The sequence below is a fragment of the Klebsiella sp. CSG-1 genome (genome assembly GCF_056521145.1).
This window is the reverse complement of the sequence record NZ_JBWNLD010000010.1, coordinates 210,263-235,761: the sequence shown is the minus strand read 5'-3', so window position 1 is coordinate 235,761 and position 25,499 is coordinate 210,263. Positions and strand designations below refer to the sequence as shown.

The window sequence follows — 25,499 nt, the reverse complement described above, 5'->3', positions numbered from 1 at the left end:
ATATTCCGGTGCGGGCAACCCACTAGAGGAAGCTGAGGCGGCTCTTCAATCCTCATTGTCCAGTTAACGAGTCCGATCACGGTTCTGAATGGCAGATACCTATAATGTGAGGCTTGCCATTCCTATGAGTCATTGGTTGAAGAAGTGGTGGAGCGGCGCTACCCGGCAGCAGGTGGCTGATGTGACAGGCGTGGACGTGAAAACAATCTACAAGTACCTCCCGGCGACTTGAAGACAAAGATTTCACTACTTTTCCTGATATGTTACGTTTGGCTTAATCAATTCATTCAGCTTTGAAAACAGTTTGGTTTTTTCGTGAACGGTAAGAAAACAATAAGTTTTGAGCAATTTTTAACTATTAACAGCAATCTTGTTTCCATCTCAGATACATGGGCTGACTTGTGGGCGTTAATTTTTCACACGGGTTTAAGCGCTGGAAGGCTGCTGAGTATTCGATATGATGATATTGATGGTGGCTTGATACTGATACGAAAACAGGGTCACCTGAAGGAGCTACGTGTTGAATCAACCCCTCCAGTGGAGGCGATGATTGCTCGTAGAAGAGAACGCTATCCAGAAGATGTTTTTTTATTTCAGAGTCATTCTAACCGTGTGAAGTACCAACGCCGGCCGGTCACTATAATTGCTTTCAACGCCGCTTTACGTCGCGCCGCTAGATCATTACCAGACGTTAAAGTAAGTAGTCGTAGCGCGAGAAACATACCGGACTAACCGCCCGTCCAGTAGCGTGTGGCCGATGCGATCGGTGTGGGGGTGAAGACTATTTTCAAATATTTGCCGGTACAATACGGCGGTAAAAAATCCCCTTGAGCAGGCACACTCAAGGGGGAAATACTACATAACATCATTGCTGTGTGCGTCTTTGCGCTCGTCTATCTTCCAAGAATATGCCTAAAGCTTCCAGATATTTCTGGTCTGAGCAGTTAAAACATTGGGTCGGTAGCCGATGTAATAGGGGTAGACGTGAAAACTATCTACAAGTACCTGCCTGCTTCTGAATAATCATTATGTTGCGTCGGTGCGCCTGATCGATAGCTGGAACCTGTATTGATCAGATCTCTCAATGAATCTACTGTATATAAAAACAGTGTTATTGAGAGGTTCAGATCATGCCGCGTCTTTACGAAATCGAAACAGCCTGCCGGGCGGCGATAGTCATCGAGCCCAACGGAAGGCGCACCATCACTACGCGCCGATTCCTGGCGGAGCTGGAGCGGTATAACTGGCACTGGTCGCCACGGCAGGCCAATCAGTGGATAGAGGGCTACGTGACGACATTCCGGGATGTTTCCACGCAAGAGGGCGACGATCGGACGTTCCAGTTATTCAACCCGAACGGAGGGCTGTGATATGGGATTTCCGTCTCCCGCGACTGACTATATCGAGCGCAGGATCAGCATTACCAGTCTGTGTAGCCTTGGTGCCAATACGCGTGTAGTTGAAACCAGCGACGGCTACGCAGTCGTCGACGTGTCCCGGCGGCCGCAGCAGGGAGATACGGTACTGGTTCGATATGACGGGCGTGCTGAGTTTGCAAAGCTCATGGGAAGGGCGCTTATAACGGCTGACAGTGAGGCGATCGAGGGAGAGGCTCTCGACGATGTTGAGGTTGGTGGAGTGGTAACGCATACCATCATCGATCTGATGCGTGATGAATCACCGGTGTAAGTTTGAAAAATGGTGCGCACCTAAATTTCATCTTTACGTGATGCAGGATGCCATGCATTTGGAGGTGGTTAAACTTGAGGAGTTTGGTTCTGGAAAGTTGCTCGCAAAAGGAATGGGGCATGCATGGGGCATAAAATGAGGGCGAACGAGGGCGAACTTAGTAACCATGTATCCATCAAGGCCATAACCTGTTGTTTATGAATGCGCTCTTGGGCGACCTTGGATGTTAATAGAAACTACGCTCTTATATTATCAATATGTAGCAATTTTCGTGTTTAGCGTTGAAAAGATGAAGATTCTGCATAGCGCGATCTACGCAACAGGAATAGACTGGGTTTGACACTTTATGGAACATGCTAAAGGTTTTTTATGACACAACAGCCCCAAGCCAAATACCGCCACGACTACCGTGCGCCGGATTATCTGATTAGCGATATTGATTTGACCTTTGACCTGGATGCCGAGAAAACCGTGGTTACGGCTGAGAGCAAAGTCTCCCGTCACGCGGCGGCGTCCGATGCGCCGTTGCGTCTGGATGGCGAAGACCTGACGTTGGTCTCCCTGCAGGTGGATGGCCAGCCGTGGAGCAACTATAAAGAAGAAAATAACCAGCTGGTGATCGGCGGATTACCGGAACATTTCACCCTGACCATCGTCAATGAAATCAGCCCGGCGGCGAATACGGCCCTGGAAGGTCTCTATCAGTCTGGCGAAGCCCTGTGCACCCAGTGCGAGGCGGAAGGTTTCCGTCACATTACCTGGTACCTGGATCGTCCGGATGTGCTGGCCCGCTTCACAACCAAAATTATCGCCGACAAAACGAAATACCCGTTCCTGCTCTCCAACGGCAACCGCGTGGCGCAGGGCGAGCTGGATAACGGTCGTCACTGGATCCAGTGGCAGGATCCGTTCCCGAAACCGTGCTATCTCTTTGCGCTGGTGGCCGGCGACTTCGACGTATTGCGCGATACCTTCAAAACCCGTTCCGGACGTGAAGTGGCGCTGGAGCTGTTCGTTGACCGCGGCAATCTCGACCGCGCGCCGTGGGCGATGACCTCGCTGAAGAACTCGATGAAATGGGACGAAACTCGTTTTGGTCTCGAGTACGACCTCGACATCTATATGATTGTCGCCGTCGACTTCTTTAATATGGGGGCGATGGAGAACAAAGGGCTAAACGTCTTTAACTCCAAATACGTACTGGCCCGCACCGATACCGCAACCGATAAAGATTATCTCGATATTGAACGCGTCATCGGCCACGAATACTTCCATAACTGGACCGGCAACCGCGTGACCTGCCGCGACTGGTTCCAGCTGAGCCTGAAAGAAGGGCTGACCGTGTTCCGCGATCAGGAGTTCAGCTCCGATCTCGGTTCGCGCGCGGTGAACCGGATTAACAACGTGCGCACCATGCGCGGTCTGCAGTTCGCTGAGGATGCCAGCCCGATGGCCCATCCGATACGCCCGGATAGCGTTATCGAGATGAATAACTTCTATACCCTGACGGTGTATGAGAAGGGCGCCGAAGTGATCCGCATGCTCCATACGCTGCTGGGCGAAGAGAATTTCCAGAAAGGGATGCAGCTGTACTTCGAGCGCCACGACGGCAGCGCCGCCACCTGCGACGATTTTGTCCAGGCGATGGAGGATGCCTCGAACGTCGACCTGTCGCATTTCCGTCGTTGGTACAGCCAGTCCGGCACGCCGGTGGTGAGCGTTCATGACGACTACAATCCGGAAACCGAGCAGTATACGTTGACCATCAGCCAGCGTACGCCGCCGACCGCGGAACAGCCGGAGAAACAGCCGCTGCACATTCCTTTCGATATCGAACTGTATGATAACGAAGGGAAGGTGATCCCGCTGCAGAAAGGGGGCCATCCGGTGCATCACGTGCTGAATGTGACCCAGAGCGAGCAGACTTTTGTGTTCGACAACGTCTACTTCCAGCCGGTACCGGCGCTGCTGTGCGAGTTTTCCGCTCCGGTGAAGCTGGAATATAAATGGAGCGACCAGCAGCTCACCTTCCTGATGCGCCACGCGCGCAACGACTTCTCCCGCTGGGATGCCGCGCAGAGCCTGCTGGCAACCTACATCAAGCTGAACGTCAACCGCCATCAGCAGGGCCAGCCGCTGTCGCTGCCGGTTCACGTCGCCGATGCGTTTCGCGCGATTTTGCTGGATGAGAAGATCGATCCGGCGCTGGCGGCTGAAATTCTGACGTTGCCTTCCGCCAATGAAATCGCTGAGCTGTTTGCGATAATCGACCCGATCGCCATTGCGGCGGTTCGCGAAGCGTTGACCCGCACGCTTGCAAAAGAGCTGGCGGACGAGTTCCTCGCGGTTTACAACGTCAACAAGCTGGCGAACTATCGCGTGGAACACGCCGATATCGGCAAGCGTTCACTGCGCAATACCTGCCTGCGCTATCTGGCGTTTGGTGAAGTTGAACTGGCGGATAAGCTGGTCGTCGCCCAGTATCATCAGGCCGACAACATGACCGACGCGCTGGCTGCACTGTCGGCCGCGGTCGCCGCGCAGCTGCCTTGCCGCGATACCCTGATGCAGGAGTATGACGACAAATGGCACCAGGACGGCCTGGTCATGGATAAATGGTTTATCCTGCAGTCCACCAGCCCGGCGGACAATGTTCTTGAGACGGTTCGCGGCCTGCTGAATCACCGCTCGTTTAGTATGAGCAACCCGAACCGCGTACGCTCGCTGATTGGCGCGTTTGCCGGCAGTAACCCGGCGGTATTCCACGCCGAAGATGGCAGCGGCTATCAGTTCATGGTGGAGATGCTGACCGAACTCAACAGCCGCAACCCGCAGGTGGCGTCCCGGTTGATTGAACCGTTGATTCGACTGAAACGCTACGATGCTAAACGCCAGGCGCTGATGCGCGCGGCGCTGGAGCAGTTGAAAGGTCTGGAGAATCTCTCCGGGGATCTGTTCGAGAAAATCAGTAAGGCGCTGGCGTAACGGGGCAGGACTCCCGGATAACGGCGCGGATGCGCCTTATCCGGGCTATTCACAATCTCGGGCCGTCGCCCCGCCGGGGCGATCTCCGGGCTGGCTTAACCGTGGCTCAATAAGCGCGGCGCCGATTCGCTCTTACCGCGTTTCATTACTCTGTTCAGCACCTCGGCTTCCAGTTCAGCCAGTCTGGCCGATCCGGTCCGCCGCGGTCGTGGAATATCGACGGCGACATCGAGGCCAATTTTCCCTTCTTCAATCAACAGCACCCGGTCAGCCATGGCCACCGCCTCACTCACATCATGCGTCACCAGTAGTACGGTAAAACCGTATTCCTCCCACAGCGAGACGATCAGATCCTGCATCTCCAGCCGGGTTAACGCATCCAGCGCACCCAGCGGTTCATCGAGAAGCAGCAGGCGAGGACGATGAATCAGCGCGCGGGCCAGCGCAACGCGCTGTTTTTGTCCGCCGGAGAGCGCAGCCGGCCAGTCGCCGGCGCGGTTTTCCAGGCCAACGCTGGCCAGCGCTTGCAGGGCGGCATCACGCCATTGGCCCTTCAGTCCAAGACCGACGTTGTCTATCACCGATTTCCACGGTAGCAGCCGCGAGTCCTGGAACATCATGCGACTGTCTTCCTGGACCTGTGCCAGCGGCGTTGAGCCGGCCAGCAGCTCGCCAGCGTTGGGTTTTTCGAGCCCGGCCAGCAGACGCAGCAGGGTACTTTTGCCGCCGCCGCTGCGCCCGACCACCGCGACAAACTGCCCGGTCGGAATATGTAAATCCAGTGCGTTAAGAATGGTATTTTCGCCGTAGCGTTTGGTCACGCCGTTAAGCAACAGCGGGATCCCTGGGTTCAGACGGGCAGTAGTCATGCGTTGGCCTCCTGAAGATGATAAGCCGGGTTCCAGCGTAGCCAGACGCGTTCCAGCAGCTGCGCGCTGAAGTCGGCCAGTTTGCCAAGAATGGCATACAGAATAATGGCGACCACCACCACATCCGTTTGTAAAAACTCCCGCGCATTCATCGCCAGGTAGCCAATGCCGGCGTTAGCGGAGATGGTTTCGGCCACAATCAGCGTTAACCACATCAGCCCGAGGGCAAAGCGGATGCCGACCATTATCGAGGGCAGGGCCCCCGGCAGAATCACATGGCGGAACAGGGCGAAGCCGGACAGGCCATAGCTACGTGCCATTTCCACCAGTCCGCGATCGATATTGCGAATGCCGTGCCAGGTGTTGATGTAGATTGGGAACATGGTCCCCAGCGCGACGAGGAAGATTTTGGCGCTTTCATCAATGCCGAACCATAAAATAACCAGCGGAATCAACGCCAGATGCGGGACGTTACGCAGCATCTGAATCGAGGTATCCAGCAGACGCTCTCCCCAACGCGACAGTCCGCTTATCAGGCCCAGCACCAGCCCGATGGAACCGCCGATGGCGAAGCCCAGCAGAGCACGCCATGAACTGATGGCCAGGTGTTGCCACAGTTCGCCGCTGGCGGAAAGCGTCCAGAAGGCCTTGAGCACCCCCTCCGGAGAGGGGAGGATGCGGGTGGATAACCAGCCGACGGAAGAGGCGAGCTGCCAGATAATGACGGTCCCCACCGGCAGCAGCCAGGGGGCAACCCGCAGCAGCAGTTTTTGCGCAGACGTAGCCATGATGTGCTCCTTAGCTTTGTGCGACTTTGCGCGGGATAAATTCGTTGGCCACCGCCTCGCCCTGCAGGTGCAGAGGTTGCGGCTGCGGAATCGACGGGATATTGACATCCAGCAGCGGGAACAACAGTTCGCCGACGCGATAAGCTTCTTCAAGGTGCGGATAGCCGGAGAAGATAAAGCTATCGATACCCAGTGCCGCATATTCATTGATGCGTTCGGCTACGGTAGCCGCATCGCCGACCAGAGCGGTTCCCGCACCTCCGCGTGCCAGCCCGACGCCGGCCCACAGGTTAGGGCTGATTTCAAGCTTATCGCGTCGACCGTTGTGCAACGCGGCCATCCGCTGCTGTCCGACGGAGTCGGTTTTGGCAAAGGCGGCCTGCGCCCGGGCAATGGTGTCGTCATCCAGATGCGAGATGAGGCTTTCGGCCGCTTCCCAGGCTTCTTCATTGGTTTCCCGGACAATGACATGCAGACGAATACCGAAACGGACCGTACGACCGTGACGAGCGGCTTTTTCACGCACCTGGGCGATTTTTTCCGCCACCTGCTCCGGGGGCTCTCCCCAGGTGAGATAGAGATCGACCTGCTCGGCGGCGAGATCCTGCGCCACGTCGGACGAGCCGCCAAAGTAGAGCGGCGGGCGCGGCTGCTGCAGGGGCGGAAACAGCAGCTTCGCACCGCGTACCCGCTGGTGTTTTCCATTGAAGGTCACGGTTTCGCCTTCCATCAGGCGGCGCCAGATATGAGTAAATTCAGAAGAGGCTTCGTAACGTTCGGTATGGTCGAGGAAAACTCCGTCACCGGCGAGCTCCTGCGGATCGCTGCCGGTCACCAGGTTAAACAACGCCCGACCGTTGGACAGGCGGTCGAGCGTAGCGGCCTGGCGGGCGGCGACAGTCGGAGAGGTCACGCTCGGGCGCAGGGCAACAAGAAATTTCAGGCGCTGGGTGACGGGAATCATCGAAGCGGCAACCAGCCACGCATCTTCGCAGGAGCGCCCGGTCGGGATCAGGACGCCGGTAAAACCGAGGCGGTCCGCGGTTTGCGCAATTTGCTGCAGATAGCCGTAATCCACCGGGCGGGCACCCTCTTCAGTCCCCAGGTAGCGACCATCACCGTGGGTCGGTAAAAACCAGAACATATTCAGACTCATGATTTCGCTCCTTGTGCGGTTGCGGGTTGCCAGATGCGGGTACGGATGTCGACTTTTTTCGGCACCAGTTTGTTCTCGTAGAACAGATCGGCCGTTTGCTGCTGCCGGGCGGCGGTTTCGGCACTGACGGGAGTAATGGTGGTCGGCGGCCGATGGTCCAGATAGCTGGCGATCACCGTTTCAGGGAGGCCCATCGTTTTGGCCAGCAGGGTAATACTTTGCGGACGTTGGCTCAGCGTCAGGGCATCCGCCTGGCTGAAGGTGTCGAGCACGCCGCTAATAAAGGCGCCGTTCTTTTCTGCATAGGGGCGCGAAGCCAGATAGAAAGAGCCGGTTTGTTTCAGATCGGTTCCGTCTTTGAGCACCCGGGCGCTCGCTTGTTGCAGAGCGGCTGAATAGTAGGGATCCCAGATAGCCCATGCATCAACATTGCCCTGTTGAAACGCCGCGCGGGCGTCCGCGGGGGCAAGATAAACGGGCTGAATATCGCTGAATTTTAGTCCTGCCTGCTGTAATGCCCTTAGCAGCAGGTTGTGGGAGCTGGAGCCTTTCTGAAACGCGACCTTACGGCCCTTCAGTTCAGCGACGGTTTTGATCGGGCTGTTTTCCGCGACCAGAATCACTTCCGCTTTTGGCTTCGGGGGTTCCGCGCCGACGTAAACCAGATCGGCACCGGCGGCCTGGGCGAAAATCGGTGGGATATCGCCGGTACTGCCCAGATCGATGCTGCCGACGTTTAGCGCTTCAAGCATCTGGGGACCGGCGGGAAATTCTACCCAGGTGATTTTGCTGTTCGGGTAGCGTTTCTCCAGCAGTTGATGGCTTTTAGCCAGCACCATACTGACGCTGCCTTTTTGGTAGCCGATGCGCAGCGCGTCCGGCGCGGATTGTGCCGCATGGCTCAGGGCCGATAGCGTCAGCAACCCGCTCAGCGCGAGGGTCCTGAAAAGGTTAGGCATGTTCCACCCCGCGGAGGGTCTTGAGCGCGGGAGCGCGGCTGGTCGGGCGGTGCAGCGCCTGCCAGAAGGTCTCCAGCGCCAGGTCGAGGCGTCCCTGCAGATTAGGCGTAAACTGCGGCTTATGTTGATAGTCGGTGACCTGGCTATCGTCGGCGAATACTCCGTGCAGAATCTCCTGCGCTTTCAGGGCGTTGAGCACCGGTTTCAGCGCATAATCCACCGCCAGCATGTGGGCGATCGTGCCGCCGGTGGCCAGCGGCAGGACGATTTTCCCCTCCAGCGCCCGTTCCGGGAGCAGGTCGAGCAGCGTCTTCAGCGCGCCGGAAAAAGAGGCCTTATAGACCGGGGTAGCGATGATAAGCCCATCGGCGCCTGCCAGCTGTTCATTCAGCGTATGTAATGCCGGGTTATCGAAGCGAGCATACAGCAGGTCTTCCGGAGCAAAATTTTGCAAATGCCAGTGGCAGACTTCAACATCTGCCGCGGAGAGCGTCTCTCTGGCATATTCCAGAAGCGCGCTGGAACGGGAAGGGTAACGCGGACTGCCCGCAAGTGTAATGACACGCATCTTCTCTCTCCTTATAACCAAATGTTTGCATTTATCTATAATTGATAACATTTGCTGGCAGTGTGACAGAGCCGATTTATTTCCCTAAATGATTTTTCCACCCTTGTTTTGTCAGAAATTGCATAACGCGGGGGCGAAAAGTAAACGTTTGCGTTGGATGCGAGATTTTTTGTCGTAGGTCAATTCCCTTTCAGGCGTCAATCGAACATAATACGCCCCCGGTTTGCACACCGGGAATCCAGGAGAGTTCATGTACTACCCCTTCGTTCGTAAAGCCCTTTTTCAGCTCGATCCTGAGCGCGCTCATGAAGTTACTTTTCAACAATTACGTCGCGTATCAGGTACGCCGCTGGAAATGCTGGTCCGTCAGAAGGTGCCGTCCAAACCGGTCACCTGCATGGGTCTCACGTTTAAAAATCCGCTGGGTCTGGCCGCTGGGCTGGACAAGAACGGCGAGTGCATTGATGCGCTCGGCGCCATGGGTTTTGGCTCCATTGAAATTGGTACCGTAACGCCGCGTCCGCAGCCGGGGAACGATAAGCCGAGGATCTTCCGTCTGGTGGATGCCGAAGGTTTGATCAACCGCATGGGCTTTAATAACCACGGCGTTGATAACCTGGTTGAGAACGTTAAAAAGGCGCATTTTGACGGTATTCTCGGTATTAATATCGGTAAGAATAAAGATACGCCGGTTGAGCAGGGTAAAGATGATTATCTGATTTGTATGGAAAAAGTCTATCCGTATGCCGGGTATATCGCCATTAATATCTCTTCACCGAATACCCCAGGGCTGCGTACCTTACAATACGGCGATGCCCTGGATGATTTACTCTCTGGTATTAAAAATAAGCAGCTTGAGCTGCAGCAAAAGCATCAGAAATATGTCCCAGTCGCTGTGAAGATCGCCCCGGATCTTTCTCTTGAGGAATTGATCCAGGTGGCCGATAGTTTAGTTCGTCATAATATTGATGGGGTCATTGCCACCAATACTACTCTCGATCGTTCGCTGGTCCAGGGAATGAAATTCTGTGATGAAACCGGTGGCCTCAGCGGTCGTCCATTACAATTAAAGAGTACGGAAATTATCCGTATGCTGGCGACAGAATTAAACGGTCGTTTGCCGATTATCGGAGTCGGAGGGATTGACTCGGTGATCGCCGCACGGGAAAAAATCGCCGCCGGTGCAAGCCTTGTCCAGATTTATTCCGGATTTATTTTTAAAGGCCCTCCGCTGATTAAAGAAATTGTTACCCATATCTAATCTTTTCCTCCTCTGATCCCCCCCAGGGCTTTATTTCCGGCCCTGGTTGTTTTATATTCCTTCATTGTTGCTTATTTAGACATTTTAGTCTTTTCTTAATTTTGGAAATTATTCTGTTGCAGGATGCTATTGCATAAGAGATGCACGGGAAAGAGGACGGGGGAACGATGCGAATTAAACCTGACGATAACTGGCGTTGGTATTACGATGAAGAGCACGATCGTATGATGCTCGATTTGGCCAATGGTATGTTGTTCCGTTCGCGGTTTGCGCGTCGGATGTTGACGCCCGATGCCTTCTCACCTTCCGGATTCTGTGTCGACGATGCCGCACTGTATTTCTCTTTTGAAGAAAAATGTCGCGATATCGAGTTATCGAAAGAGCAGCGCGCGGAATTAGTTCTCAATGCGCTGGTCGCCATTCGCTTCCTGAAACCGCAGATGCCAAAGAGCTGGCACTTCACAACGCATGAAGTCTCCTGGCAGCCTGCCACCGGCGATGCCGCCAGCGCCTGGCTCAGCGATAGCGGACAGCAGGTTAATCTGCTGGTGGTTGAGCCGGGTGAAAATGCCGCGCTCTGTCTGTTGGCTCAGCCGGGCGTGACGGTCGCCGGGCGAGTCATGCAGCTGGGGGATGTGATTAAAATCATGAACGACAGGCTGCAACCGGCACAGGGTATGACCAGCTACAGCCTGGGTCAGGCGGTTTAAAGCGCGCTAAGGCGCCAGCCGTAAGGCCGTTTTCGGTATACAGCTACAGCACAGAATCGTGCCATCGTCAGCGACCGCGTTTTTCTTCAACGGGCTGACCTCGCCTTCTTCCAGTCTGATGCGGCAGCTGCCGCAAATCCCCGCCCGACAAGAGTAGGGGATTCGAATGCCTTTTTGCTCCAGCTGCTCCAGCAATACCTGCTGATTATTGCCGCTAAACCGCTGCCCCTGCCATTCAATTTCAATGACGGCATCCGGCTGTGCGACAACCGCGGGCGTATCGTCGCTCTCGCCTGCGCCATAGGCTTTTGCCGGGCCGCGAGTCAGCACTTCCACTTCATCGCCCACGCGCACTACGCCGCTGTTGCGGGCAATCAGGTTTTGTCCAAAATCGACATCGCCGCTATCCAGCGCGGTGCGGAACCGCTGCAGCGTGGCCAGCGGTTCACCGGAAGGATGCTTTTGCCCCCGTTCCGGACTGACGGTAGTCAGCACGCAGCGGCTGCAGGGTTTTGCTACGTCAAAAACCACGTCACCGATGCGAATCACTTTCCAGGTATCCTCTTCCCAGGCCGCCGCACCGGTCACCACCAGGTTAGGGCGAAACTGTTCCATTCGCACGCTGGCCGGACAGCGTTTTTGCAGATCGCGCAGTGAGGCTTCGTTAGCCAGCAGATAGGGGAAACCATCGGCGAAGGTGAGTGGGACGGCATCGTGGCGCTTCACCCGCCGGGTGAGGCGGGGTCCTAACCAGCGGAGCTGAACATCGCGGTTAAAGAAACCGCTGAGCCACTGGTTGACCGATGGTGGAGCGATCAGCGCGGTGAAGTGATTCCCCCATACCTCGGTAGGCTCCTCCTGCGCCGAAAAATCGCTGAAGCGCACCACCGCGCTGCTGCCGTCTACCGCCGTCAGATGAATACCGTCGTACAGCGGAGATGGCGTAAACTTCACCATCTGCGGAAACTGACGGGCGGTAATAAAGGTGCCATCGGTTTCCGTCACCATAAAGGCGCGATCGAAGGCCAGGCCGCTGATATCGGCAAACGCGTGCGTCAGACCAATTCCACGCATGGATTTGACGGGATGAATAAAAAGTCGCGATAGCGTTAGCATGCGCTGCCTCTGGGCTTAAAAATAAGCCTTTAACTTTATGACATGAGGCGCATATTGGCTATAATGCGCAACAATTTTCTTTTAGTAAAAGTGACGATATGAATTCTCTGTTTGCCAGTACGGCTCGTGGCCTTGAAGAGCTGTTAAAAACTGAACTGGAAGCACTTGGCGCGGTGGACTGCCAGGTAGTCCAGGGCGGGGTCCATTTTCAGGGAGATACGCGCCTGCTGTATCAAAGCCTGATGTGGAGCCGACTGGCTTCGCGCATCATGCTGCCGCTGGGCCAGTGTAGCGTGTATAGCGACCTGGATCTGTACCTCGGTGTGCAGGCCATTCCGTGGACGGAGATTTTCACCCCTGACGCCACCTTCGCCGTCCATTTTAGCGGGCTGAACGATGAGATTCGCAACAGTCAGTACGGGGCGTTAAAGGTTAAAGATGCGATCGTCGATAGCTTCACGCGTAAAAATCTGCCGCGACCCAACGTCGATCGTGAAAACCCCGATTTGCGGATTAATGTCTGGCTGAATAAAGAAACGGCGCACATTTCACTCGATCTTAGCGGCGAAGGTCTGCATCTGCGCGGCTACCGCGACGGCACCGGCATGGCGCCGATCAAAGAGACGCTCGCTTCGGCGATCGTCATGCGCTCTGGCTGGGTTCCGGGGACGCCGCTGCTCGATCCAATGTGCGGTTCCGGTACGCTGCTGATTGAAGCCGCCATGCTGGCGACCGATCGTGCGCCGGGCCTGCATCGCGGTCACTGGGGCTTCAACGGCTGGCTGCAGCATGATGACGCGGTCTGGAAAGAGGTGAAGGCCGAAGCGCAGACCCGAGCACGTAAAGGGCTGGCGGCCTATGAGTCGCGTTTCTATGGTTCTGACGTCGATGCCCGCGTCATTGAACGCGCGCGCAGCAACGCCCGTCGCGCGGGCGTCGGCGAACTGATCGCATTTGAAGCGAAAGATGTCGCCCAACTCAGCAATCCGCTGCCAAAAGGCCCGTACGGAACCGTTATCAGCAACCCGCCGTACGGCGAACGTCTTGAAAGCGAGCCGGCGCTGATTGCCCTGCATAGCCTGCTTGGGCGGACGATGAAAACCCAGTTTGGCGGCTGGAACCTGTCGCTGTTCAGCGCTTCGCCGGAGCTTCTGAGCTGCCTGCAATTGCGCGCAGACAAGCAGTTTAAAGCCAAGAATGGCCCGCTGGACTGCGTACAGAAGAACTACCATCTGGCGGAAAACGACGGCAGCGGCGCGGTCTCCCTGGCGGAAGATTTCGCTAACCGTCTGCGCAAAAATCTGAAGAAATACGAGAAATGGGCGCGTCAGGAAGGGATTGAGTGTTACCGCCTGTATGATGCCGATTTGCCGGAGTATAACGTCGCGATCGACCGCTACGGCGAGTGGGTTGTGGTACAGGAGTATGCGCCGCCGAAGACGGTTGATGCGCATAAAGCGCGTCAGCGTCTGTTCGATATTATCGCTGCAACGATCTCCGTGCTTGGCATTGCGCCGAATAAGCTGGTGTTGAAAACCCGCGAGCGGCAGAAAGGGAAAAACCAGTATCAGAAAATGGCCGAGAAGGGCGATTTCCTCGAGGTTCAGGAGTATAACGCGCGTCTGTGGGTCAACCTGACCGACTATCTGGATACCGGTCTGTTCCTTGACCACCGTATTGCGCGTCGCATGCTGGGCCAGATGAGTAAAGGCAAGGACTTCCTCAACCTCTTCGCCTACACCGGCAGCGCCAGCGTTCATGCCGGCCTTGGCGGGGCGCGTTCGACGACCACCGTCGATATGTCGCGTACTTATCTCGAATGGGCCGAACGTAACCTGCGCCTCAACGGCTTAACCGGACGCGCGCATCGTCTGATGCAGGCTGACGTGCTGGGCTGGCTGCGCGAGAGCGATGAACAGTTCGATCTGATCTTTATCGATCCGCCGACGTTCTCTAACTCAAAACGCATGGAAGATGCCTTCGACGTGCAGCGCGACCATCTGCGTCTGATGACCGATCTCAAACGTCTGCTGCGCAAAGGCGGCACGATTATGTTCTCGAATAACAAACGCGGTTTCCGTATGGATCATGACGGGCTGGCGCAACTGGGGCTGAAAGCGCAAGAAATTACCCAAAAAACGCTGTCTCAGGATTTCGCCCGTAACCGTCAGATCCACAACTGCTGGCTGATTACTGCAGCCTGAAAGGAATAAAGAATGTCATTAATTAGTATGCATGGTGCCTGGCTCTCCTTCAGCGACTCTCCGCTGCTGGATAATGCCGAGTTGCATATCGAAGATAACGAGCGCGTCTGTCTGGTCGGGCGTAACGGCGCGGGCAAATCCACCCTGATGAAAATCCTTAACCGGGAGCAGGGGCTGGATGACGGGCGCATTATTTATGAGCAGGATCTGGTGGTCGCGCGACTGCAGCAGGATCCGCCGCGCAATGTGACCGGAACCGTCTATGATTTCGTTGCGGAAGGTATCGCCGAGCAGGCGGCCTACCTCAAAGGCTATCACGATGTTTCGCAGTTGGTAATGACCGACCCGAGCGACAAGAACCTGAATGAACTGGCGCGTCTGCAGGAGCAACTGGATAATTTAGGGCTGTGGCAGCTAGATAGCCGTATTAACGAAGTGCTGGAGCAGCTTAATCTCGATCCCAACGCCGAGCTCTCCTCGCTTTCCGGCGGCTGGCTGCGTAAAGCGGCTCTCGGCCGTGCCCTGGTCAGCGGGCCGCGCGTGCTGCTGCTCGATGAACCGACCAACCACCTGGATATTGAAACCATTGACTGGCTGGAAGGTTTCCTCAAGACCTTCAAAGGGACCATTATTTTCATCTCGCACGACCGTTCCTTTATTCGCAACATGGCGACGCGGATTGTCGATCTCGATCGCGGCAAGCTGGTGACCTACCCGGGGAACTACGATCAGTATCTGCTGGATAAAGAAGAAGCGCTGCGCGTCGAAGAGCTCCAGAATGCGGAATTCGATCGTAAACTGGCGCAGGAAGAGGTGTGGATCCGTCAGGGGATCAAAGCGCGTCGTACCCGTAACGAAGGGCGCGTGCGGGCACTGAAAGCCATGCGCCGCGAACGTGGCGAGCGCCGTGAAGTGATGGGCAGCGCGAAGATGCAGGTCGAAGAGGCTGCTCGCTCGGGTAAGATTGTCTTCGAAATGGAGAACGTCAACTACCAGGTTGATGGCAAGGTCCTGATTAAAGATTTCAGCGCCCAGATCCAGCGCGGTGACAAAATCGCCCTGATTGGTCCAAACGGCTGTGGGAAAACCACGCTGCTGAAATTGATGCTTGGTCAGCTGAAGGCGGATAGCGGGCGTATTCACGTCGGGACCAAGCTGGAAGTGGCCTACTTCGACCAGCACCGCGCGGAGCTTGACCCGGATAAAACGGTGATGGACAACCTAGCGGAAGGCAAGCAGGAAGTGATGGTCAACGGCAAGCCGCGTCACGTTCTGGGCTACCTGCAGGACTTCATGTTCCATCCGAAACGCGCGATGACACCGGTGCGCGCGCTGTCCGGCGGTGAGCGTAACCGCCTGCTGCTGGCGCGTCTGTTCCTGAAGCCGAGCAACCTGCTGATCCTCGATGAACCGACAAACGATCTGGATGTCGAGACCCTCGAGCTGCTGGAAGAGCTGGTCGACGGTTATCAGGGCACCGTGATGCTGGTCAGCCACGACCGTCAATTCGTCGATAATACCGTTACCGAGTGCTGGATCTTCGAAGGGGAAGGGCGCATCGGGCAATACGTCGGCGGCTATCACGACGCCCGCGGTCAGCAAGCGCAGTATCTGGCGCAAAAGCAGCAGATTAGCAAAAAAGCGGTAGAAGCTGCTCAACCGAAAGCAGAAAGTGTCAAACGAGCGTCAGGCAAACTAAGCTATAACCTGCAGCGCGAACTGGAACAGTTGCCGCAACGGCTCGAAGAACTGGAAACCCAACTGCAAACGCTGCAGGAACAGGTTGCCGATCCTTCTTTCTTTGGCCAGTCCCATGATCATACGCAGCAGGTGCTGGCACAGCTGGCCGAGGCGGAACAGGCGCTGGAAACAGCCTTTGAACGCTGGGAATATCTCGAAGGATTAAAAAACGGCGCATAAGCTGAGGAGTTTTCATGTGCGATCATCATCATGCTGCGCGGCATATTCTGTGCCCACAATGTGATTTGCTGGTGGCTTTGCCGCAGCTGGAGCATCGCCAGAAAGCCGTATGCCCGCGCTGTGGCACGACGCTGACAACTTCGTGGGATGCGCCCCGGCAGCGTCCTACAGCCTATGCGCTGGTAGCGTTGTTTATGCTGCTGTTGGCCAACCTGTTTCCCTTCGTGGATATGCAGGTGAGCGGTCTCAGCAGCGAAATCAAGCTGCTGGAAATCCCCGGGGTGCTGTTTAGCGAAGATTACGCCAGCCTCGGCACCTTCTTTTTACTCTTCGTACAGCTGGTGCCCGCTTTTTGTCTGGTCACCATTCTGCTACTGGTCAACCGCATCCATATGCCGCGCGCGTTAAAGGCGTTTCTGGCGCGCATTCTGTTTCACCTCAAAACCTGGGGAATGGCGGAGATTTTCCTTGCCGGGGTGCTGGTGAGCTTCGTCAAGCTGATGGCATACGGTGATATCGGCGTCGGCTTAAGCTTCGCTCCCTGGTGTCTGTTCTGTATGCTGCAGCTGCGAGCGCTGCAGTGCGTAGACCGACGCTGGTTGTGGGACGATATTGCCCCGATGCCGGCGGTGACGCAGCCGCTGAAGATCGGCGTGACGGGGATCCGCCAGGGACTCCGTTCATGTTCGTGCTGTACCGCGGTTTTGCCCGCTGATGAAGCCGTTTGTCCCCGCTGTCAGACAAAAGGTACCGCGCGACGCAAACATAGCCTGCAGTGGACGCTGGCCCTGCTGCTGACCTCATGCGTCCTTTATCTGCCCGCCAATATCATGCCGATCATGATTACCGATTTACTGGGCGATAAATTGCCGTCAACGATTATGGCAGGGGTGATCTTGCTGTGGAGTGAAGGTTCATACCCGGTGGCGCTGGTGATATTTATTGCCAGTATTATGGTACCGACGCTGAAAATGCTCGCCATTGCCTGGCTGTGCTGGAACGCTAACGGTAACGGGCAGCGTGATTCGGAGCGCATGCACCTGATTTACGAAATTGTGGAGTTTGTTGGCCGCTGGTCAATGATTGATGTTTTTGTCATCGCTGTGCTCTCGGCGCTGGTGCGCATGGGAGGGTTGATGAGTATCTATCCTGCGATCGGGGCGGTGATGTTTGCGCTCGTTGTTGTCATGACAATGTTCTCAGCCATGACCTTTGACCCTCGTTTGTTGTGGGACCGTGAACCAGATTCAAGCCATGAGGAAATGCAGCAGCATGGAAAATAAGAGCGGAGAAGCGAAAGTGCAAAAGGTGAAGAACTGGTCACCCGTGTGGATCTTCCCCATCGTCACTGTGCTAATCGGCGCGTGGATTCTTTTTTATCACTACAGCCATCAAGGGCCGGAGGTGACGCTGATCACCACCAACGCTGAAGGGATTGAAGGGGGGAAAACCCGGATTAAAAGCCGCAGCGTGGATGTGGGGGTAGTCGAGAGCGCCACGTTGACCGACGATCTGACGCACGTAGAGATTAAAGCCCGGCTGAACGCCGGCATGAAGAAACTGTTGCATGAAGATTCCGTTTTTTGGGTCGTCAAACCGCAGGTAGGACGTGAAGGGATCAGTGGACTCGGCACGCTGCTGTCCGGAGCGTATATTGAACTGCAGCCGGGGACGAAAGGTGGGGAACCCGCCCGTTTCCCGCTGCTGGATTCTCCGCCGCTGGCTTCACCGGATGCAAAAGGGATCCGTATCCTGCTGGAGAGTAATAAAGCGGGTCAGCTGTCGCCTGGCGATCCGGTACTTTTCCGTGGCTATCGCGTTGGATCGGTGGAAACCAGTTCCTTTGATGCCCAAAAGCGCAGGATCACCTATCAGCTGTTTATCAATGCGCCCAACGATCGTCTGGTCACAACCAACGTCCGCTTCTGGAAAGACAGCGGTATTGCGGTCGATCTTTCTTCATCCGGGATGCGCGTGGAGATGGGATCGCTGGCGACCCTGTTCGGCGGCGGCGTCAGCTTTGATATCCCGGAAGGTCTGGATATGGGCGAGCCGGTGGCGAACAAAACGGGCTACCATCTCTTTGACGATCAGAAGAGCATTCAGGATTCAGTCTTTACCCAGCATATTGACTACGTCATGTTCTTTAAAGACTCCGTGCGCGGGCTGCAGCCGGGAGCTCCGGTCGAGTTCCGTGGAATTCGCCTGGGTACCGTCGGGAAAGTGCCGTTCTTTATTCCAGGACTGTATCAGCACCTGAATGAAGACTACCGCATCCCGGTGGAAGTCCGTATTGAACCAGAACGGCTGATCAGTCAGCTCGGCGGCGATCCAAATATCCGTACGCATATTGATGATCTGATTAATCGCGGCTTGCGGGGATCGCTGAAAACAGGGAACCTGGTGACCGGCGCGCTGTATATCGATCTCGACTTCTATCCGAAGGCGCCTCCGCGCGGCAAGATTCAGGAGTTTGGAAGCTATCCGATCATTCCAACAATCAGCGGTGGTCTGGCGCAGATCCAGCAGCGTCTGATGGAAGCGCTGGATAAGATTAACAACCTGCCGATAAACCCGCTGCTGGAACAAGCGACCACCACGCTGGCGCAAAGTGAAAAAACGATGCAGCACGTTCAGACCACGCTGGATAGCCTGAACAAGATAGCGGCAAGCCCGTCAATGCAGCAGCTTCCTGGCGATATGCAGAATACGCTGCGCGAACTGAACCGCAGTATGCAGGGCTTCCAGCCTGGCTCGGCGGCATACAATAAAATGGTGGCCGATATGCAGCGACTGGATCAGGTTCTTCGCGAACTGCAGCCGGTACTGAAAACGCTCAATGATAAGAGCAATGCGCTGGTATTCGAGGCCAAGGATAAGAAAGATCCTCAGCCGAAGGGAGCAAAATAATGAAAAAATGGCTAATTGTGGCTGCGGCCTGCGCGTTGGCGGCCTGCAGCAGTGGGGAAAATAAAACCTACTATCAGCTTCCGGTTGTACAAAGCGGCGCACAAAGCGCCGCCCACCAAAGCAAAAACCTGCTGTGGGTTGAACAGGTCAGCATCCCGGATTATCTGGCGGGCAACGGGGTGGTCTATCAGACCAGTGACGTGCAGTATGTCATTGCCAATAACAATCTGTGGGCCAGCCCGCTCGATCAGCAGCTGCGTACCACGCTGGTGGCGAATCTGAGTGCTCAGCTTCCGGGCTGGGTGGTTGCTTCGCAGCCTCTGGGCAGCGAACAGGATACGCTCAATGTGGCGGTTAATGGCTTCCATGGCCGTTACGATGGCCGGGTCATCGTTAGCGGTGAGTGGTTGCTGAAGCACCAGGGTCAGCTGATTAAGCGCCCGTTCAATATTGAGCTTAAGCAGCAGCAGGATGGCTATGATGCGATGGTGAAGACTCTGGCTCAGGCCTGGTCTCAGGAAGCCACGGCAATTGCCAGCGAACTGAATCGCCTGCCATAAGTAAAATGAATGAAAATGAAGCGCCGCGGTGGACTGAAAAACCCCCGCGGTTTTTTATTTGTCTCGTCAGATCGTTACTTGTGCCGGTTCACATTTTTTGTACAAATGAATTTTCATGTAGCTCACAATTATGACAATGGCGTGAATTTTGCGCATTGACGTTGCCCCTGATTCGCGGTATTCGTTAACCGTGGTTGCATATTTAGTGACCACTGTTTTCTTTTCCACCAGATCAAATAATGAGGGAAACGAGGCATGAAGAGACAAAAACGAGATCGCCTGGAACGGGCACATCAACGTGGATACCAGGCCGGGATAACCGGAAGATCGAAAGAAATGTGTCCCTACCAGACCTTGAACCAAAGGTCCTACTGGCTAGGAGGCTGGCGAGAAGCCATGGAGGACAGGGTACAAACTGCCTGACTGTCTCTTTAAAAAAAGAAGCCTCCGCAGAGCGGGGGCTTCGCCTTTTTCAAGCATTGCTGCTTATCAGAATGCGGACGTATCCTGGAACAGACCCACTTTCAGATCGTTTGCGGTGTAGATCAGACGATCGTCAACCAGCACTTCACCATCCGCCAGGCCCATAATCAGACGACGGTTAACAACGCGTTTGAAGTGAATACGGTAAGTGACTTTCTTTGCCGTCGGCAGTACCTGGCCGGTGAATTTCACCTCGCCAACTCCCAGCGCGCGGCCTTTGCCTTCGCCACCGAGCCAGCCCAGATAGAAGCCTACCAGCTGCCACATGGCATCCAGCCCCAGACAGCCAGGCATAACCGGATCGCCGATAAAGTGGCAACCGAAGAACCACAGGTCCGGGTTAATATCGAGTTCTGCTTCAACATAACCTTTATCGTAGTTACCACCCGTCTCAGTCATTTTGATGACGCGGTCCATCATCAGCATATTCGGCGCGGGTAACTGTGGGCCTTTTGCGCCAAACAGTTCACCACGGCCAGAGGCAAGAAGGTCTTCTTTCGTATAGGATTCGCGTTTATCTACCATGTTTTCAGTAAGCCTTATTTTGAGTTCGGGACGCAGGATAGCTAACACGTGTAAGCTGAACAAGTCCGATCAGTTAGAACCTGAACCACCTAACCAGCGTAGCGGCCACGGAAAACGATGACGACTCTCTTGCTGCGTCGCCTGCGCGATCCGTTCCTGGATGGTTTGCCGTAAAGTTTGCCCTTCGCCATCCCATAGCAGCTGGGTCAGAACCGGCAGCGCTTCCGTGACATCTTCCACCGCCCAGATGAAAAACTGCTCGTCAGCGACGGCCTGCCGGAGTTCTGCTGCCAGACTCAGGTGGCGGATATTTGCCGCAGGAATAATGACCCCTTGCTTACCGGTTAATCCGCGCTGCTGGCAAATGGTGAAAAAGCCTTCGATCTTCTCATTAAGGCCGCCTACCGGCTGCACGCGACCAAACTGATCGACGGAACCGGTAATGGCAATGCTCTGATTAATCGGTACGCCGGCGAGAGCACTGATTAGCGCACATAGCTCGGCCATCGAGGCGCTGTCGCCGTCGACTTCACTGTAGGATTGTTCGAAGGTCAGCGAAGCCGTGAAGGGGAGCTGCTGTTCGAGCTCCAGCTCGGACATCAGGAACGCCTGCATGATCATCATGCCTTTGGCATGGATGTTGCCACCCAGCTCCGCCTTACGTTCAACGTCGATGAACTCACCGTCACCGATGTGTACGACGCAGCTGATGCGAGACGGTTCGCCAAACGGACGCGGATGTCCGGGGAATTCGATGACCGACAAGGCGTTAATCTGGCCGATGCATTCGCCTTCGGTTTCAATCATTATCTGCTCTTGCAGGATTTCATCCTGAATCCGCTCGGCGAGATAGCCTTCACGCCACTCGCGCCGGGCCAGCATGGTTTGCATCTCTTCCGCGGTGATCTGCCCACCTTCGCAGAACGCCGCTGCTTCTCGCAGCTGACGGGCTATCCAGAGCGGGCACAGCGGTAATGTCTCCTGATCGCCGGTATAACGCGCGGCTTCCTGAATCAACAGGGGCCAGGCGTCAGCGGCCAGTTCCGGTAGTCCGAGCTGCTGCGCGTTTTTCCCGACCCACTGACACCACAGCTTGAGCGTATCCGCATCGGCAATCTGTAGATTCTCTTCGTATTCGCTGTAAATCGCCTGAGCGGAGAGTTCGGGCTCCATCTCCTGGAAATCGGCCAATGAATCACGCTCCCCAACCAGAATCACCTTCAGGCTGAGCGGCATAGAAGGAATCGCGACCGGCAGAGGACGAGACTCATCAATGGACAGCCAGTCAAAGCGCTGGCGGGTGACCATGCTTTTCAGGCGCATCCAGAGCAGCGGTTGAGCGAGTAACGCGCGCAGAGAGATAATCAGTACGCCGCCGTTGGCCCGGTGCACCAGACCTGGCTGGAGAGTGATTTCGCCGTTAAATTGCCGTACGCAGCCAAAGAGCTGCTCTGCTTCTATCCAGTCGGCAGATTCAACCGGTGCGGAGCTGGCAAAATTATCGTCAGCATCTTTAGCCGGGGTGAGGGTGACGTTGCCGCCATTGACCTGATAGCGCACACCGTAGAGCGGTGCGGCAGGCTCATGTAAGGTTCGCGTTTCCGTCGCCAGCCACTGCAGGTACTCCGGTTCTTCCGGGGCTTTCACCAGCATGAATGGCGAGATGGTCGGAGTCACCAGAAGCTGCTCCAGACCATAGAATAAACGGGGCTGCAGTTCGCCGGAGAGGCCATCTTCTGCCTGAGCTAAATCGGCTTGTGCAAACAGCGCCTGATAACTTTCCGTATCAGGAGCAAGGTCGTTTCGGGTAAGTTTCGTAATGGTCAAAGTCGCTGTTTTTTAGTCAGATGTAAAACGCGCGATTATACCTGATGCTGCGTCTGAGCACACGGGGGATTGCGTTTGCCGTGATGATTACCGGGTTACCTGCATCACGAATGATGATTTATTCTCAGCACATTGGGAAAAAACTGATATCCTGAAATGAGTTACACGGTCACATTGAGATCGCAATGAAATATCAACAACTGGAAAATCTTGAAAGCGGCTGGAAATGGAAATATCTGGTAAAAAAGCACCGGGAAGGTGAGCTGATTACCCGCTACATTGAAGCCAGCGCAGCGAAAGCCGCGGTCGATGTCTTACTGACGCTCGAAAATGAACCTGTTCTGGTGCATACCTGGATTGAGCAGCATATGAATCCGGAGTTAATGAACCGGATGAAGCAGACAATCCGCGCGCGTCGGAAACGGCACTTCAACGCTGAGCATCTGCACACGCGTAAAAAGTCGATCGACCTGGAGTTTATCGTCTGGCAGCGCCTGGCGGGACTCGCGCAGCGGCGTGGGAAAACCCTGTCTGAAACCATCGTACAGTTGATTGAAGACGCCGAGCATAAAGAGAAGTACGCCAGTAAAATGTCCAGCCTGAAGCATGATTTACAGGTGCTGTTGGGGAAAGAGTAGCTGCAGAGGACAGGGCGAGACAGTATCGGGCAGGCTATGTGTTGATGCCAGAAATAAGTCCAAAAAAAACCCCGCAAAAGCGGGGTTTTTTATCGGTAGTAAAACTTAAGCCTGCGGCTGAGTTACTACGTCTTTGTAACCTTTAACTTCGATCTCTACGCGACGATCTGGGCCCAGGCAGTCGATCAGTGCAGCGCGAGCTTTCACGTTGTCACAGGTATTGCCGGTAACCGGGTTGGATTCACCCATACCACGTGCGGAGATTTTGCCAGCCGGGATACCTTTAGATACCAGGTAATCAACAACGGACTGAGCACGTTTCTCAGACAGCTGCTGGTTGTAAGCGTCAGAACCGATACGGTCGGTGTAGCCCAGAACCACTGCAGAACCGTCTTTCGGATCCATGTTGCTCAGCTGAGTGTACAGCTGATCCAGTGCCTGCTGACCTTCCGGTTTCAGGGTAGATTTGTTGAAGTTGAACAGAACGTCAGACTTCAGAGTGAAGTGCTTAGTCGTCACTTCCGGAGCCGGTGCCGGTGCCGGAGCAACAACCGGAGCTGCTTCTTCCTGACCGAAACGGTAAGAAACACCCAGGCTCAGCATGCCGTTGTCAGGACGCGCGCCAACGGTACCTGCGTCACCGATGTTGTTAACCCACTGGTATTCCAGACGGGTAGCGATGTCACGAGTAACAGCCCACTCTAAACCACCAGCAAATACCGGGGATACGCCAGTGTCGTGTTCGCTGCGGGATACGCCGGTAGAACCGTAGTTGCCGTCAGCATCTGCACGCCAGACCATACCACCCAGACGGGTATAGATATCCAGATCGTCAGTGATCGGGTAACCCAGTTTAGCAGTCAGCTGAACGCCCTGAGCTTTGAAAGCGCCGTTGTCTACGCTGCCTTTATAAGCCATACGGCCCAGCCAGTCGTAACCCATTTCAAAACCGAGGTACGGGTTAACCTGATAACCACCGAACGCACCAGCACCCAGCTGATCGTTACGGGTCGGGCCGTTGTTGTTCTGGAAACCGTTACCGTAGAAACCGGTATCGTGATACTGGGACCAGCCCAGTTTACCACCTGCATACCAGGTGTTATCTTTCGGTGCGGCCTGCGCTACGGTAGCGAAGCCAGCCAGTGCCACTGCAATCGCGATAGCTGTCTTTTTCATTTTTTGCGCCTCATTATCATCCAAAATTCGCCATGAAGTTACAAAAGACCTCACGGTTAAATCCTTCACCCGGGGCGTGACTTGTTGTTAACTATGCTGATACATGCAGCGTAAGCCGATCACCCCTGGCGATGTAAAGTCTACAACTTAGTTCGAAACTTACAAGTGTGAACTCCGTCAGGCATATGAAAAAAAAGGGTTGTGTACACAAGATTTAACAAATATGGTTAATTTTTATTCACCAAATAAAGCCGCGAAACCGCATCAGACAGGCATTCCGCTACAAATCACCCTGTTTTAAAAAGGGTATTGTTGTAAGCAAAAAAAATTCCAGGATTAATCCTAATTTGGCTTAATGATACAAATTCGAGTGAATTTTTAGCCCGCTGAGTTGTCTCCCAGCCTGGTTCGTATTTCCAACCGGCCGCATGATAAACCCCATTGCATTACCCTCTTGTGCGGCAATGGCCAGGCGTTCATGCTCTTCTGCCGCCAGCTCATCTGCCAGCCAGCCAATCACCACACTGTAATTCCCAGTGCGCAGCGCGCGGATCATCGACTCGACGGTGTTGAAAGGGGAGAGCTGATTAATCTGCATAACCTTCGACAGCGGTAATCCGGAAGACTGAACCCATTCGCGACTCAATTTCTGCTTCGGCGTCAGCCAGAGCTGCCAGCGAGACTGCTGGCCGAGCTGCTGTAATAAAGGTAGCAGGAGTAATTGTGTCATCATCGGTTGATCTTCACGGTAGACAATTTCACTGATCAGCCCGCTGGCCGGTTGTTCGACAACGTCATGTGAAGGGCGACGTACTGAAGCAGAAGTCAGTGATGAACGATTTGCGTAAGCTGAAGTAAACATAGTCTATCCCGCCTGTGGGTTACTGTATGAATATACAGTATATCCAGCAGGGGAAAAGATCAACCTCATTTATCGCTTCATTGGTTGAAAATTGTACATGATTTTTGTCGATTCCGCGCCTGACCGTTCTGGTGGGGAGAGCGGAGAGAGCGATTCTTATCACCAATCGTCGTGGCGCAAGCCAATCGCCTGGCCCAGCGCTATATGCACATTGCCCAGGTTTACCATGCGGCTTGCCAAACTATTCACCGGCATTTCAGTGAGCAGGGCTGGCGTATTTATTACTTATATAT

At 55.0% G+C, this 25,499-nt stretch carries 23 protein-coding genes and 1 pseudogene; 14 read left to right on the top strand and 10 right to left on the bottom strand.

The genetic code is table 11. The features are described from left to right. Positions 1-151: 151 nt before the first annotated feature. From AC007G_RS22540 to pepN, 5 genes and pseudogenes are all read left to right on the top strand, one after another. Positions 152-232, top strand: a pseudogene (locus tag AC007G_RS22540) (DNA-invertase); the annotation flags it as partial. 83 nt (positions 233-315) lie between these two features. Beyond that, entirely contained in the window at positions 316-732 is a 417-nt protein-coding gene (locus tag AC007G_RS22535; protein ID WP_371035519.1) for a site-specific integrase, read from the top strand. A 398-nt stretch (positions 733-1,130) separates the two neighbouring features. After that, entirely contained in the window at positions 1,131-1,370 is a 240-nt protein-coding gene (locus AC007G_RS22530; RefSeq protein WP_162661258.1) for a DNA polymerase V, read from the top strand. Between the two features lies 1 nt (position 1,371). Beyond that, the gene (locus tag AC007G_RS22525) at positions 1,372-1,689 is read left to right on the top strand and encodes a S24/S26 family peptidase (RefSeq protein ID WP_371035520.1); all 318 of its coding nucleotides are present in this window, start codon (positions 1,372-1,374) and stop codon (positions 1,687-1,689) included. Positions 1,690-2,058: 369 nt separating this feature from the next. After that, positions 2,059-4,674, top strand: a complete 2,616-nt coding sequence (pepN, locus tag AC007G_RS22520) for an aminopeptidase N (protein WP_142630401.1) — start codon at positions 2,059-2,061, stop codon at positions 4,672-4,674. Between the two features lie 95 nt (positions 4,675-4,769). Here pepN and ssuB read toward each other — a convergent pair whose 3' ends face one another. From ssuB to ssuE, 5 genes are read right to left on the bottom strand one after another with little or no spacing between them, the layout of a single operon-like run. Beyond that, a complete protein-coding gene (gene ssuB / locus AC007G_RS22515; RefSeq protein WP_032688507.1) occupies positions 4,770-5,543 on the bottom strand; it encodes an aliphatic sulfonates ABC transporter ATP-binding protein in 774 nt (257 codons plus the stop codon). Next, positions 5,540-6,331 carry an aliphatic sulfonate ABC transporter permease SsuC gene (ssuC, locus tag AC007G_RS22510; protein WP_004860122.1) on the bottom strand — a complete coding sequence of 264 codons (792 nt, stop codon included), beginning with the start codon at positions 6,329-6,331 and terminating at the stop codon, positions 5,540-5,542. Before ssuC ends, ssuB begins: the two co-directional genes overlap by 4 nt. Before the next feature lie 10 nt (positions 6,332-6,341). Further along, complete coding sequence (gene ssuD / locus AC007G_RS22505) at positions 6,342-7,487, bottom strand: FMNH2-dependent alkanesulfonate monooxygenase (protein WP_032700365.1); 1,146 nt, start codon at positions 7,485-7,487, stop codon at positions 6,342-6,344. Beyond that, positions 7,484-8,446, bottom strand: a complete 963-nt coding sequence (locus AC007G_RS22500) for a sulfonate ABC transporter substrate-binding protein (protein WP_032688505.1) — start codon at positions 8,444-8,446, stop codon at positions 7,484-7,486. The genes ssuD and AC007G_RS22500 overlap by 4 nt, the downstream gene beginning before the upstream one ends. Further along, positions 8,439-9,014, bottom strand: a complete 576-nt coding sequence (ssuE, locus tag AC007G_RS22495) for an NADPH-dependent FMN reductase (protein ID WP_004860128.1) — start codon at positions 9,012-9,014, stop codon at positions 8,439-8,441. Before ssuE ends, AC007G_RS22500 begins: the two co-directional genes overlap by 8 nt. 250 nt (positions 9,015-9,264) lie before the next feature. Here ssuE and pyrD point away from each other — a divergent pair, with 250 nt between their 5' ends. Both pyrD and zapC read left to right on the top strand, forming a co-directional pair. After that, positions 9,265-10,275 (top strand): quinone-dependent dihydroorotate dehydrogenase, encoded by a 1,011-nt coding sequence (gene pyrD / locus AC007G_RS22490; RefSeq protein ID WP_004860131.1) that lies wholly within the window; start codon positions 9,265-9,267, stop codon positions 10,273-10,275. Between the two features lie 167 nt (positions 10,276-10,442). Next, positions 10,443-10,985, top strand: a complete 543-nt coding sequence (gene zapC, locus AC007G_RS22485; protein ID WP_004860132.1) for a cell division protein ZapC — start codon at positions 10,443-10,445, stop codon at positions 10,983-10,985. A gap of 6 nt (positions 10,986-10,991) precedes the next feature. Here zapC and AC007G_RS22480 read toward each other — a convergent pair whose 3' ends face one another. Beyond that, entirely contained in the window at positions 10,992-12,101 is a 1,110-nt protein-coding gene (locus tag AC007G_RS22480; protein ID WP_032688504.1) for a YcbX family protein, read from the bottom strand. Between the two features lie 98 nt (positions 12,102-12,199). Between AC007G_RS22480 and rlmKL the strand changes: the two genes are divergently transcribed. From rlmKL to rmf, 6 genes are all read left to right on the top strand, one after another. After that, entirely contained in the window at positions 12,200-14,305 is a 2,106-nt protein-coding gene (gene rlmKL, locus AC007G_RS22475; protein WP_032688503.1) for a bifunctional 23S rRNA (guanine(2069)-N(7))-methyltransferase RlmK/23S rRNA (guanine(2445)-N(2))-methyltransferase RlmL, read from the top strand. A 12-nt stretch (positions 14,306-14,317) separates the two neighbouring features. Then, on the top strand, positions 14,318-16,225 hold the full coding sequence (locus tag AC007G_RS22470; protein ID WP_032688502.1) for an ABC transporter ATP-binding protein: 1,908 nt from the start codon (positions 14,318-14,320) through the stop codon (positions 16,223-16,225). 14 nt (positions 16,226-16,239) lie between these two features. Then, positions 16,240-17,508: a membrane integrity-associated transporter subunit PqiA gene (pqiA, locus tag AC007G_RS22465; protein ID WP_032688501.1), complete on the top strand. Its 1,269-nt coding sequence runs from the start codon at positions 16,240-16,242 to the stop codon at positions 17,506-17,508. Beyond that, positions 17,498-19,135: an intermembrane transport protein PqiB gene (pqiB, locus tag AC007G_RS22460; RefSeq protein ID WP_032688500.1), complete on the top strand. Its 1,638-nt coding sequence runs from the start codon at positions 17,498-17,500 to the stop codon at positions 19,133-19,135. The genes pqiA and pqiB overlap by 11 nt, the downstream gene beginning before the upstream one ends. Then, positions 19,135-19,695: a membrane integrity-associated transporter subunit PqiC gene (pqiC, locus tag AC007G_RS22455; protein ID WP_032688499.1), complete on the top strand. Its 561-nt coding sequence runs from the start codon at positions 19,135-19,137 to the stop codon at positions 19,693-19,695. The genes pqiB and pqiC overlap by 1 nt, the downstream gene beginning before the upstream one ends. 255 nt (positions 19,696-19,950) lie before the next feature. After that, the gene (gene rmf, locus AC007G_RS22450; RefSeq protein WP_004871568.1) at positions 19,951-20,118 is read left to right on the top strand and encodes a ribosome modulation factor; all 168 of its coding nucleotides are present in this window, start codon (positions 19,951-19,953) and stop codon (positions 20,116-20,118) included. A 66-nt stretch (positions 20,119-20,184) separates the two neighbouring features. On the opposite strand, the gene fabA is transcribed toward rmf, so the two are convergent. Then, the gene (gene fabA, locus AC007G_RS22445) at positions 20,185-20,703 is read right to left on the bottom strand and encodes a bifunctional 3-hydroxydecanoyl-ACP dehydratase/trans-2-decenoyl-ACP isomerase (RefSeq protein WP_004860150.1); all 519 of its coding nucleotides are present in this window, start codon (positions 20,701-20,703) and stop codon (positions 20,185-20,187) included. 69 nt (positions 20,704-20,772) lie between these two features. Beyond that, positions 20,773-22,530 (bottom strand): AAA family ATPase, encoded by a 1,758-nt coding sequence (locus AC007G_RS22440; protein ID WP_032688497.1) that lies wholly within the window; start codon positions 22,528-22,530, stop codon positions 20,773-20,775. Positions 22,531-22,715: 185 nt separating this feature from the next. Here AC007G_RS22440 and matP point away from each other — a divergent pair, with 185 nt between their 5' ends. Continuing rightward, positions 22,716-23,168 carry a macrodomain Ter protein MatP gene (gene matP / locus AC007G_RS22435; RefSeq protein ID WP_004860155.1) on the top strand — a complete coding sequence of 151 codons (453 nt, stop codon included), beginning with the start codon at positions 22,716-22,718 and terminating at the stop codon, positions 23,166-23,168. 105 nt (positions 23,169-23,273) lie between these two features. On the opposite strand, the gene ompA is transcribed toward matP, so the two are convergent. Continuing rightward, the gene (gene ompA, locus AC007G_RS22430; protein ID WP_032688496.1) at positions 23,274-24,344 is read right to left on the bottom strand and encodes a porin OmpA; all 1,071 of its coding nucleotides are present in this window, start codon (positions 24,342-24,344) and stop codon (positions 23,274-23,276) included. 352 nt (positions 24,345-24,696) lie between these two features. Further along, positions 24,697-25,206, bottom strand: coding sequence for an SOS-induced cell division inhibitor SulA (gene sulA / locus AC007G_RS22425; protein ID WP_032688495.1), 510 nt, complete (start codon positions 25,204-25,206; stop codon positions 24,697-24,699). Positions 25,207-25,499: the final 293 nt, after the last annotated feature.